The organism is Micromonospora sp. NPDC048894 (assembly GCF_040649765.1).
Classification (GTDB): domain Bacteria; phylum Actinomycetota; class Actinomycetes; order Mycobacteriales; family Micromonosporaceae; genus Micromonospora; species Micromonospora antibiotica.
In genome coordinates, this window is record NZ_JBEZFY010000001.1 from 809,871 (window position 1) to 820,961 (window position 11,091).

The following is an 11,091-nucleotide window of genomic DNA, read 5'->3' on the forward strand; positions in this document are numbered from 1 at the left end:
GACCCGACGTGCCGCACGCACGCACCGACGAACGTCAGGTGACCCGGGACGACCTGGGCGCCTGGCTGATCAAGGGCAATGCGGACCTGGTCGACCTCGCCGGCCGGTTCGCCCGGGACCCCCGGGTGACGGGCTGGTGCGTACGCCCCGGCTACCGGGCCCGGCTGATGCGGGCCGGTCAGCCCGTGGTGTTCTGGGCCAGCGGCAGCCGGGGTCGATTGCCGTACGGCGTCTGGGGGATCGGCCGGCTCACCGGCGAGCCGGTGCCCGGCGGGGAGGCCCGCGCGCCCTGGACGGTGCCACTGGACCTGACCGTCCTGCCCGAGCCACGACGGCTGCACCGGGACCGGTTGCGCGCCGACCCCCGGTTGGCCGGGCTGGAGGTGTTCCGCCAGCCACAGGCGGCCAACCCGTCGTACCTGACCCGGGCGCAGTTCACCGCCCTCGCCGACCACCTGCCCGAGGCGGCCGACGTGGTGTCCGGCGCTACCAGCGCACCGGTAACGTGGTGACGACCCCACCCACCTCCCGCTCCGCGATGGGGAACGGCCCGTCGGTGGCGAGGCGCAGGCCGGGCAACCGGGCCCGCAGCCGCTCCAGCCCCACCGCCAGGATCGCCCGGCCGAGCCGTCGACCCGGGCAGTAGTGGCGGCCCCCGCCGAACCCGACGAACTTCGGGCCGCTGCGGTGCGGCAGGAGCGCCTCCGGCTGCTGGTAGACCTCCGGGTCGTGCAGTGCCGAGATCCAGGCGAGGAGCACGGCCGTGCCCCGGGGCACGGTGCCGGAGGGCAGCACGAGGTCGGTGGTCGCGGTCCGCAGCGCGGCCACGTTGCCGGCGTACACCAGGCGGAGCAGCTCGTCGGCCATCGCCGTGGGGTCGGTGCCGTGCCGGACGAAGGCCCGCCAGTCCGCCGCGTCGTCCCCCAGGAGCCGTAGCATCGCCCGGCCGAGCACGGTCGCCGGGGCCTCGACCCCCGCCGACAGCATCAGCCTGGTCAGGCTGACCAGCTCGTCCGTCGAGAGCCGGGTGGCGGTGTCCGGTGGGTCGACCAGGTCGGCCAGCAGCGCAGCGTCCGACCCGCCCGTGACGACCCCGCGTACGTATGCGCCGAACTCGGCGACGAGCCGGGCCCGTTCCTGCGGCGTGCCGGGATGCGAATGGGTGTACGCCCCCGACCAGCGGCGGATCCTGTCGCAGTCCTCGGGCGGAATGCCGAGCAGCCGCGTGATCGTCAGCAGCGGGAGCCGGTCGGTGTACCCGACGACGAGGTCACCGTCGCGGCGGCCGTCGGCGGTCATCGCGTCCAGAAGGGAGCCGGCCACCTGCCGGACCACCGGTAGGTGGGCGGCGACCCGCGCGTGGTCCATCGCCCGGGTGGCGACCCGGTGCACCGCCGTGTGGGACCGCTCGGACTGGTTGATGAGCAGGTCCGGGTCGTAGAGGAAGTTGGGTTCGCCGCTGCGCCGGGGAGCGTCGGCGAGCAGGTGGTTGCGGGACAGCGCGGGGCTGGCGACGGCGGCGGCGACGTCGGCGTGCCGGACGAGCAGGATCGCGCTGTCGCCGCTGGGCAGCCGGACGCGGCCGAACGGGCACTGCTCGCGTCGGCGGGCGAAGTCGGCGGCGGGAGCGAGCCCCGACGCGGGCGGCAGCGGGAATGCGGGGAGGTCGTCGTCCATCAGCGCTCCTTCGATCGGCAGACGTGGGTGTGGGCACCGCCCGACGCGGGCACCGGCCTCGCCGGGGGTCCGGTGGCGCGGACGCCGCCGGTAGGCAGGGGCGCCGGTCCGCCGCCGGGGTCACCGCTCGACGAGTCGGGCCAGGTGGGTGAGGCCGGATCTGGTCGCCGCCGCCGGCAGGCCGAAGTCGATCAGGCAGGCGACCTCGTCCACGCCCGCCTCGGCGAGCCGGCGCAGGGTACGGGCGCAGGTCGGCACCGAGCCGAAGAGCCCCCGTTCGGCCAGGAACCGGTCGAGCACCCGGCCGATGAGGAAGTCCGCCTCGTCCTCGGTGATCGTGGAGTCGTGGAAAGGGGAGCCGGGCAGCATCCCCGCCACGAGGTCGAGCGAGGACCGCAGGTAACGGGTCATCGGCTCCCGGGCCAGGGCGGACACGCCCTGGTCGTCCGGCCCGACCAGGGTGTGCAGCATGAGGGTGACCCGGCCCTGCCCGGGGTGCAGCCGCCGGTACCGCCCGATCTTGGTGTGCAGCTCGTCGAGGCTCTGGGTGAGCAGGTGGGTGAGGACGCCGACGCCGAGCCGCCCGGCGAGTTCGAAGGTGGCCAGGTCACCGGCGCTGGTGATCCAGACCGGCAGGTCGGCCTGCACCGGCTTGGGGAACACCTCGACGTCGACGCGACCGCCGGTGCCGTCGGGACGTGGCGTGGTGCCGCCCCGCCACAGGGCACGCACCTCGTCGATCAGCTCCGGCAACGCCGACCTGCGGTGCGGGTACCGGTCGGGGGCGAGGACGAAGTCGACGGCGTGCCAACCGGAGGCGAACGCGACCCCGGCCCGGCCGTGGGAGATCCGGTCCACGACCGCCCACTCCTCGGCCACCCGCAACGGGTCGTGCAGGGGGAGTACGACGCTGCCGGCGCGGACACCGACCCGCCGGGTGACCGCCGCGACGGCGGCACCGGTCACCGCCGGGTTCGGGTAGGGGCCGCCGAATTCGTGGAAGTGCCGCTCCGGCGTCCAGACCGCCGCGAAGCCGTGGTCGTCGGCGAACCGTGCGCTGTCGAGCAGCAGGTCGTGGGCGTCGTCGGCGCTGGCGGAGAAGAAGAACAGGCTCAGGTCCACGGGGGCGGCTCCTCCTGCGGCCGGACGAGGGTCGCCTGCGGCGCGGTGAGGCTGCGGTCGAGCACCACCAGGACCCGGTCGATCAGGGCGTCGGCCCGTCGGCGTGCCCCGGCCGACGCCGGGAACTGGAACGTGACGTGGGTCTGCTCGCCGTCGGCGATCATGACGTGCAGGGCGTTGCGGGCGACCCCGTTGAACGCCGACCAGTCCACAGTGGTGGCGACGCCGGCGAAGACCGGGCCGGGGGCGATCCGCCGGTAGCTGACCGAGACGGCGGCGGTGGCCAGGAACGGCCGTGTCCCGGGCCGGCACATCGCCAACGGGACCGTCCGGTGGGCGTACAGCTCCCGCAGGCCGGCGCGGACGGTCGTCAGCGCCGCCGCGTACGAGCCGGTCGGTGGCGTGGGGAGGGTGAGCGGAAGCTCGTTGACGTACATGCCGATCCGGTCCGCCTCGGCCGGCGTACGCACCGACAGCTCGATCGCGATCGAGGTGGGCCCGTCGTCGGGGGCGAGGCAGTTGGCGAGCACGGTGAGCAGCAACTCGAACCGGGTCGCGTCCAGTGCGACGGCCGCCTCGGCCAGCCTCGTACGGGTCCGGGGGGTCAGCGCGCGGACGACCGTGTCGCCGGGGCGTACCCCGCCGTCGCGGGGCAGCTCGACAGGTCGTGGCGGGTTCCGCCACCAGTATTCGGTGGCCGCGACGACCAGGTGCTCCGGCGGCGTCCGGTACCCGGGTTCGGCCGGCTGCGCCGCCACCGCCGGTGCGTCGGGGCCGTAGCGGTCGGCCAGGTCCCGCAGCAGGATGTCCTTGGACCGGCCGTCGACGATCAGGTGGTGGGCGGCCAGGACGAGCACCCCACCTCCGTTCCGGAGGGGGAACCACCACACCCGGGCCAGCGGCCCGGCCGACAGGTCGAACCGAGTGCGGCAGGCCCGCTCGACCCGCTCGCGGACGGTCCCGTCGGCGGCGGGTTCGACCGCGAGCGTCAGCGGGTGCTCGCCGACCGCCAGCCAGGGCAGGCCGTCGAGGTTGTGGCAGCCGGCGGTCAGCAGCGGGTGCCGCGCGGCCAGCGCCGTGCAGGCCCGCGCCAGCCGGCCCACGTCGACCGGGCCGCGCAGGTGGGCGGTGACCGCGACCGTGTACGCCGACCCGAGCGCGACCAGCTGCTCGTTGAACCAGATGCCCCGTTGCAGCGGCGAGGTCGGCACGAACTGCGTCACGGTGACCCGGACATCCGGTCGGCGATCCAGGCGGCCTGCGCGGCCAAGCCCGGCCGGGCGTACAGCGCCGACACCGGCGTGGCGACCGCGAACTGGTCGGAGACGAGACGGGCCAGCCGCAACGCCGACATCGAGTTGCCGCCCAGGGCGAGGAAGTCGTCGTCGCGGCCCACGGCGGCCACGCCCAGCACGGTCGCCCAGATGTCGGCCAGTCGTCGTTCGACCACGGTCACCGGGGCGGCGGCGGGCGTCGATCCGGCCGGCGGGAAGAGGTCCCGCAGCGACCGGGTGACCACCTTGCCGCCGTCGTTGCGCGGCAACGCGTCCACACAGACGATCCGCTGCGGGATCTCCGCGCCGGACAGCCGGCCGGCGAGGAAGGCCCGCAGGTCCGCCGGTACGGCACCGGTACGGGTCACCAGCACGGCGGCGGGCCGTTCGCCCAACACCGGATCGGCGAGGGCGAGCACCGCGCAGTCCCGGACGTCGGGGTGCTCGTGCAGCGCCTGTTCGACAGCGAACGGCGAGACCTTCGTGCCGCCGGAGTGGATGGTCGACGCGGCGCGGCCGGTGAGGTGCAGGTAGCCCTCGTCGTCGAGCCGGCCGCGGTCACCGGTGCGGGTCCAACCGTCGCGGAACGTCGCGGCGTCACCACCGTCGAGGTAGCGGCGCGGTGGGGCGTCGGAGCCGATCCAGACCTGACCCACCTCGCCCGCAGCGACCTCCCGGCCGGCGTCGTCGGTGATCCGCACGGTGCCCCGACCGACCGCGTCCGGGCGTCGGCTGTCGAACACCATCGTCGTGCGGGCCGGCGCCGCCTCGGTCGAGCTGTAGGTGTTGACGATGGTGGCGTACGGCAGGGCGTCGCCGAGGGCCCGCGCGACGGCGGCGGGCAGCACGTCGCCTGTCGTTCCCACGAGCACCAGCGACGACAGGTCACGACGGTCGGGTTCGCCGGAGGCCAGCAGCTCCCGGGCCATCGACGGGACGAGGAAGAGGGTGCCGACCCGGAACTCCTCGACGGCGGCGCAGACCTCGGCGGCGTCGAACCGGGGCACGACGAGCGCGGCGGGTTCGGCGGCCAGGCCGGTGAGGAGCATGGTCTGGGCGGCGTTCGTCCCGATGGGGAAGGCGTGCAGGAAATGGCGGGAGTGCGCGAGTTGCCGCCGGCCGGGTGCGGTGTCGTGCCCGTGGGTGAGGTTGCCGTGGGTGGCGACGACCGCCCTGGCCGACCCTTCGGTCCCCGAGGTGAAGATGATCTGGGCCGCGCCGTCCGGGGTCGCCCGGTCGGGCACGGCGTCGGTTGCGGTCCCGGCCGGCCCGCGCTGCCAGCCGCCCAGCTCCGGGGGGACGGCGCAGCCTTCCCGGATGATCCCGACCGCCCCGGCGACTCTGACCCGCTCGACGAGCTGTCCCGGCGGGAGCCGGGCCGACAGCGGCACCGCCACCCCACCGGCCCGCAGCACGCCACAGAACGCGGTGGCGTACCCGAACCACTCCCGCTCGTCGAAGAGCAACGCCACCCGCTGGCCGACCCGTAGCCCGTCGTCGACGAGCGCGGCGGCGAGCGCGTCCGCCGACCGGTCCCACTGCGCGAACGTCAGCGTCGCGCCGTCGGGGTGGCACAGGGCGACGGCGTCCGGTGTGTCCGCCGCCCGCTGCCGCAGCAGGCCGGGCACGGTTGGTCCGCCGCTCATCGGGGGTCCGGTGTCCGGTCGGCGGCGACCGCCGCGATCCGCCCGATCGTGCCGGCCCGCACGATCTCCTCCAGGGTGAGCCGGATGCCCAGCCGTCGCTCGATCCGGAACGCGACCTGGGTGGTCAGCAGCGAGTGCCAGCCCACGTCGGTCAGGTCGTCGTCCAGGCCGACCCCGTCGACGCCGACCAGTTCCTCGACGATCGCGGCGATGGCGCGTTCGGTCGGGGTGTGCGGTGGTCGGGACCCGGCCGGTACCGCCAACCGCCGCCGGTCGACCTTCCCGGCGGCGGTGAGCGGCAGGGCGTCCACCACCACGACCAGGTCCGGCACCAGGTGGGCGGGGACGGCGCGGGCCAGGGCCGCCCGCAGCGCCGTACCGGAGGGTCGGTAGCCCGGTGTCGGTACGACGTGCGCCACGAGCGAGACCGGGCCGGCGTCCGCCTCGACGGCGGAGACGGCCGCCGAGCGGGCCCCGGGTAGCCGCAGCAGCGCGGCCTCGACGCCGGCCGGCTCGACCCGGAAGCCACGGACCTTCACCTGCGCGTCCAGCCGACCGAGCAGGTGGACGAGGCCGTCGGGGTCCCGGCGGCCCCGGTCCCCGGTGCGGTAGGACGGGCCGCCGTCGACCTGCCCGAACCGGGCGGCGGTGAGTTCGGGGGCGTTGAGGTAGCCGCGCGCCACGCCACGGCCGACGATGACGATCTCGCCCGGCTGCCCGTCGGCGACGACCCGGCCGTCGGGGTCGACGACGAGGACGTCGTATCCGGCTATCGGCCGGCCGATCGGGATGCGCTCGCCGTCGGTGTCCGCCCGGCTGACCCGGTGCAGGGTGCTGGCCACGGTGGCCTCGGTGGGGCCGTAGCCGTTGACCAGTTCGCACCGGTCGACCCAGCGCCGCGCCGTGGCCGGTGCCAACGGACTGCCGACACTGAGCATGGTCCGTAGCCGGGGGAGGTCGTCCTCCGGCAGGGAGTCGAGCACGGCGGCGGGCAGGACCGCGTGGGTGACGGCCCGCTCCGCGAGCAGCCGCGCCAGCGGCGCACCGACCAGTGCATCCCGGTCGACGACCTCCAGCCGGCAGGCGGCACCGAGGCCGAGGAGGAGTTCGAAGATCCAGCCGTCCGCCACCGGGCTGGCATGGAGCAGGACGCGGGCGTCGTCGCCGAGGTCACCGAACCAGCGCTGCTGCGCGGCCATGAGGTTGGCGACCGCGTCGTGGCCGATCATGACCAGCTTCGGGGTGCCGGTCGTGCCGGCGGTGGGGATGACGTACGCCAGCCCGGTCGGGTCGCCGGCAGCGGGCCGGCCTCCCGGTCGCGGTGGCCCGGCGGCCGGCCGCGTCGGGTCCACCTGGCGCATGCCGGGGGCCCGGTGCAGCACGGACGTCGACACGAGCACCGTGGCGTCCGCCGCCGTCGCGACCGACTGGTTCCAGGCCGGCGGGCTGGCCGGATCGAGGGGTAGCAGGACGCCCCCGCTGCGCCAGGTGGCGAGGGCCGCCGTGACGAGGGGAACGCCGCGTTCCAGGACGACCGCCACCACGGTCGCCGGCCCGACGCCGGCCCCGGACAGGCTGTCGGCGAGCACGTCCGCCCGCTGGTCCAGATCGGCGTACGTGACCTCCCCGGTCCGGTCGGCCAGGGCCACCCGGTGCGGGAACCGGCGGGCGAGTGCGGACACCCGGTCGCTCACCGGGACGACGTCCCTGTCGCGCAACGGCGACCCCCTCGTCGACTCACCTGACCATGGACGATGATCTATCCGTGAGGCTGTCACGACGGTGCGGGCCGGTCAAGGTGCAGCCGCTGTCCGGCAGGTGCCTCCCGTTTGCCGGGCGGCACCGGGGAGTCCGGTGGGAATGGCGGCGGAATCGCCGTACGACCCGCTTGTCCCGTACGGCCGCGTCCGCCGTTGAATTCGGGGAAAGGTCCTTTCTGGCGAGGGCGCGGTCGACCCCGTCGCATACGCCGATCGCGCCGGTCGGCGATCGCTACCACGCTGACCTGCTGCTCGGCCCGCACGATACGGACCGGCGAGCAGGGGGAGTGATCGCCCGCCCGGATTTGTCTGATTGATGTTCGCCTTTCTCGATCTGCCTCGGTCCACTTAGGATGTCAGTCCTGATTCGTTCGAGGAGGCAGACATGCGCCGGTTCGGAAGTCGGATCACCTCGTTCCTCGTCGTCGCTGCGGTGACCTGCCTGGGGCTGGTCGGTGCCGCCGCGCCCGCCCAGGCGAAGGGGGTGATCGTCTTCGTCGCCTACTTCGACAACGCCGCCCACTCCAACCTGGTCGGCGGTTCGACCTTCAGCGAGTGCCCCGGCGACCCGAGCTACCACTGGGGCGCCTACACCGAGTTCCACGAGATCACCTCCGAGCCCTGCCCCTGACCGTCGATCGGCCGTCCCCGGGTGAGGTGGGTGGGGCACTGGGCCGGGCCGCCCCGGAGCCGACGGCGTCGGGCTACCGGTTCGTCGACCTGGCGGTCAGCCGGGGAGCTGGTCGACCCGGGTGAGGACCTGGTCGATCAGGCCGTACTCCCGGGCCTGCTCGGCGGTGAACCACCGGTCCCGGTCCCAGTCGGCCTGGATCTCGTCGAGGGTGCGCCCGCTGTGCTCGGCGATCAGCTCCTGCATGGTCCGCTTCACGTGCAGCATGTTCTCCGCCTGGATGGTGATGTCGGCGGCGGTGCCACCCATCCCCCCGGACGGCTGGTGCATCATGACCCGCGCGTGCGGCAGGGCGAACCGCTTACCTGCCGCCCCGGCGCAGAGCAGGAACTGCCCCATCGACCCGGCGAGCCCCAACGCCAGGGTGGCCACGTCGTTGCGGACGTACCGCATGGTGTCGTAGACGGCCATGCCGGCGCTGACCGAACCACCCGGTGAGTTGATGTAGAGATAGATGTCCCGCTTGCTGTCCTCGGCGGCGAGCAGCAGGATCTGCGCACAGATCTGGTTGGCCGAGGCGTCGGTGACCTCGGTGCCCAGGAAGATGATCCGTTCCCGCAGCAGCCGCTCGAAGACCTGGTCGCCGAAGGCCGGCTGCCCGCCGTCCAGCATGCGCACGTCGTACCCGATCATGGTGACCACCCTCCGCGTTGCCGGCGGGCGACCTCGCTCCGCCCGGGGACCGGCGGGTCCAGCCTGCACCGTCGGGCGGCCACCGCCCCAGCCTTTCTGCCCCCGGCAGATCCGCCCTCGGCAGAACCCGGCCGGCCTACCCGACCAGCAGCCGCCGCCGGCCCGTGCCGACCCGCCGCCGTCCCGGCACCCTGGCGGTACGCGCAGCGGGGCGGGCGGTCGACACGACGGCGACCACCCGGACGGACACGCCGACGGTCGTCGTCCCGAACCCGAATCCGAATCCGCCGACGGTCGTCATCCCGATCCCGCCCTCGGTCGTCACCCCGGTCCCGGCGCCGCCGACGGTTGCCGTCCCGGCCCCGCCGACGGTCGTCCCCCAGGGCCCGGCCCCGCCCACGGTCGTCATTCCGGGTCCGGTTCGGCCCTGGCGGGCGGTCGGCACCCGGTCCAGTCGGGCGAGGCTCCCGCCCGGCGGCACGGGGACCCGACGCTCGACCCGGCGCAGCTCGTCGCGGGCCTCTTCGAGCAGGTCGGACAGGTTGATGCCGAGTGCCCGGCAGATCGCCGCCAGCACCTCGGAGGAGGCTTCCTTGCGCCCGCGCTCGACCTCGGACAGGTAGGGCAGGGACACCCCGGCGGCGGCGGCCACCTCGCGCAACGTGCGGCCCTGACGCAGCCGTACCCGGCGTAGCACCCCGCCGATCACCCGACGCAGCAGCGACATGCGGGCCTCCTCGTGGCCGGTGTCCCGGAACCCTCCCATCATGCCCCGTCGGCGGCCCCGGTGGGTCACGGCAAGCCGACCGCACCGGGGGCCCCGGGAGCCTGCGGCACCGGGCCCCCGCACCGGCCGGTACGGGGGTGACGGGCCGGCTACCGCCGACCGCTTCCGGCGGGTACGAGGTGACGGGGTGCTCACCGTTGGTGCAGGTCGACGTCCCGGCGGGTCGACCTGCCTGGTAACCGCTATGTTGTGCTCGTGCAGGCGACCCAGGGGGAGCAGGACCGACCGTGATCCATTTCCCGGCGCAGCGGCGCGGTCCGCTCAGCGCGTTGAGTCTCCGCCTGGCCGCCGCCCTCGGTCTGGTCCTGCTCACCGTCGCGGTGGTCTATCTCGACCGCGACGGTTACCGCGACGTGGACGAGAACGGGCTGACCCTGCTCGACTGCTTCTACTACACGGTGGTCACCCTCTCCACCACCGGGTACGGCGACATCACCCCGTTCGAGCAGTCGGCCCGGCTGGTGAACGTCCTGTTCATCACCCCGGCCCGGGTGATCTTCCTGATCATCCTGGTCGGCACCACCCTGGAAGTCCTGACCGAGCAGTACCGGACCGGCCGTCGGCTGGGTCGGTGGAGGAGAACCGTGAAGGACCACGTCATCATCTGCGGCTACGGCACCAAGGGCCGCAGTGCGGTCTCCGCCCTGCTGGAGAACGGGCTGGACAAGTCCCGGATCGTGGTGGTGGAACGCAACGGCACCGCCCTGCGGCAGGCCACCTCGGCCGGGCTGGTCGCCATCGAGGGCTCCGCCACCCGCTCGTCGGTGCTGGAGGAGGCGCACGTCCGCAACGCCAAGGCCGTCATCATCGCCACCGACAGCGACGACGCCTCGGTGCTGGTGGCGCTGACCACCCGGCAGCTCACCGCCGGTCAGGTACGCATCATCGCGGCGGTCCGGGAGGCCGAGAACGCCCCGCTGCTGCGGCAGAGCGGGGCGCACCACGTGATCGTGTCCTCGGCGACCGCCGGTCGACTGCTCGGCCTCTCCACCTCCGCGCCGCCGCTGATCGACGTGGTGGAGGATCTGCTCACCCCGGGGCAGGGGATGGCCCTGGCGATGCGTTCCGCCGAGCGGCACGAGGTGGGCAAGTCCCCCCGTGAGCTGGAGTCCCTGGTCATCGCCCTGGTACGCCGGGGCAAGGTGGTCACCCTGGCGGACCGGGCCGGCGCGGTGATCGAGACCGGCGACATGCTCGTGCACGTCCGCGACGACCGACCCACCGCCACCACCAGCTCCTGACCCCGGCTGGCTCGCCCCGCACCCCGGCTGGCTGCGCCTGACGCTGGCTGTCCCGCCCCGCATCCCGGCTGGTCCGCGCCTGACGCGGCTGGTCTTCCGAACCGACGAGTGGCCGGCCCCCTGCGCGGGGAACGGCCACTTCGACGTGTCGACGGGCGACTAGCTGATCGTCCAGGTGTCGCCGGTGTGGAGGAGGTTGGTGAGTTGTTGTTCGGGGGTGTCGGTGGTGGTGTTTTTGGCGGTGGTGATTTGGTGTTGGA

10 protein-coding genes are annotated in these 11,091 nt (G+C 74.1%); 3 read left to right on the forward strand and 7 right to left on the reverse strand.

Translation table 11 applies throughout. The annotated features are described in order from the left end of the window. Positions 1–8: 8 nt before the first annotated feature. Positions 9–512, forward strand: coding sequence for an EVE domain-containing protein (locus tag AB0C22_RS03835; protein WP_255597874.1), 504 nt, complete (start codon positions 9–11; stop codon positions 510–512). Here the strand turns inward: AB0C22_RS03835 and AB0C22_RS03840 are convergent. The 5 genes from AB0C22_RS03840 to AB0C22_RS03860 form a co-directional block, all read right to left on the reverse strand. Continuing rightward, positions 487–1,677 (reverse strand): cytochrome P450, encoded by a 1,191-nt coding sequence (locus AB0C22_RS03840; protein ID WP_219466748.1) that lies wholly within the window; start codon positions 1,675–1,677, stop codon positions 487–489. The two genes, AB0C22_RS03835 and AB0C22_RS03840, sit on opposite strands and share 26 nt — an antisense overlap. 120 nt (positions 1,678–1,797) lie before the next feature. Further along, complete coding sequence (locus AB0C22_RS03845; RefSeq protein WP_219466751.1) at positions 1,798–2,799, reverse strand: MupA/Atu3671 family FMN-dependent luciferase-like monooxygenase; 1,002 nt, start codon at positions 2,797–2,799, stop codon at positions 1,798–1,800. Next, positions 2,790–4,022, reverse strand: a complete 1,233-nt coding sequence (locus AB0C22_RS03850) for a condensation domain-containing protein (protein WP_357533306.1) — start codon at positions 4,020–4,022, stop codon at positions 2,790–2,792. Before AB0C22_RS03850 ends, AB0C22_RS03845 begins: the two co-directional genes overlap by 10 nt. Further along, positions 4,019–5,719, reverse strand: coding sequence for an AMP-binding protein (locus AB0C22_RS03855; protein ID WP_357533308.1), 1,701 nt, complete (start codon positions 5,717–5,719; stop codon positions 4,019–4,021). Before AB0C22_RS03855 ends, AB0C22_RS03850 begins: the two co-directional genes overlap by 4 nt. Continuing rightward, positions 5,716–7,413 carry a non-ribosomal peptide synthetase gene (locus AB0C22_RS03860; protein WP_357533310.1) on the reverse strand — a complete coding sequence of 566 codons (1,698 nt, stop codon included), beginning with the start codon at positions 7,411–7,413 and terminating at the stop codon, positions 5,716–5,718. Before AB0C22_RS03860 ends, AB0C22_RS03855 begins: the two co-directional genes overlap by 4 nt. A gap of 451 nt (positions 7,414–7,864) precedes the next feature. Between AB0C22_RS03860 and AB0C22_RS03865 the strand changes: the two genes are divergently transcribed. After that, the gene (locus tag AB0C22_RS03865; RefSeq protein ID WP_219466765.1) at positions 7,865–8,110 is read left to right on the forward strand and encodes a hypothetical protein; all 246 of its coding nucleotides are present in this window, start codon (positions 7,865–7,867) and stop codon (positions 8,108–8,110) included. 96 nt (positions 8,111–8,206) lie between these two features. Here AB0C22_RS03865 and AB0C22_RS03870 read toward each other — a convergent pair whose 3' ends face one another. Continuing rightward, the gene (locus AB0C22_RS03870; protein WP_208565766.1) at positions 8,207–8,803 is read right to left on the reverse strand and encodes an ATP-dependent Clp protease proteolytic subunit; all 597 of its coding nucleotides are present in this window, start codon (positions 8,801–8,803) and stop codon (positions 8,207–8,209) included. 136 nt (positions 8,804–8,939) lie between these two features. Further along, on the reverse strand, positions 8,940–9,530 hold the full coding sequence (locus tag AB0C22_RS03875; RefSeq protein WP_357533313.1) for a helix-turn-helix transcriptional regulator: 591 nt from the start codon (positions 9,528–9,530) through the stop codon (positions 8,940–8,942). A 287-nt stretch (positions 9,531–9,817) separates the two neighbouring features. Between AB0C22_RS03875 and AB0C22_RS03880 the strand changes: the two genes are divergently transcribed. After that, positions 9,818–10,831, forward strand: coding sequence for a potassium channel family protein (locus AB0C22_RS03880; protein ID WP_219466769.1), 1,014 nt, complete (start codon positions 9,818–9,820; stop codon positions 10,829–10,831). The last annotated feature ends 260 nt before the right edge of the window (positions 10,832–11,091 follow it).

Coding starts and splice junctions, on each gene's coding strand:
- AB0C22_RS03840 (WP_219466748.1), bottom strand. CDS start 1,677: ATGGACGACGACCTCCCCGCATTCCCGCTGCCGCCCGCGTCGGGGCTC.
- AB0C22_RS03855 (WP_357533308.1), bottom strand. CDS start 5,719: ATGAGCGGCGGACCAACCGTGCCCGGCCTGCTGCGGCAGCGGGCGGCG.
- AB0C22_RS03865 (WP_219466765.1), top strand. CDS start 7,865: ATGCGCCGGTTCGGAAGTCGGATCACCTCGTTCCTCGTCGTCGCTGCG.
- AB0C22_RS03870 (WP_208565766.1), bottom strand. CDS start 8,803: ATGATCGGGTACGACGTGCGCATGCTGGACGGCGGGCAGCCGGCCTTC.
- AB0C22_RS03875 (WP_357533313.1), bottom strand. CDS start 9,530: ATGTCGCTGCTGCGTCGGGTGATCGGCGGGGTGCTACGCCGGGTACGG.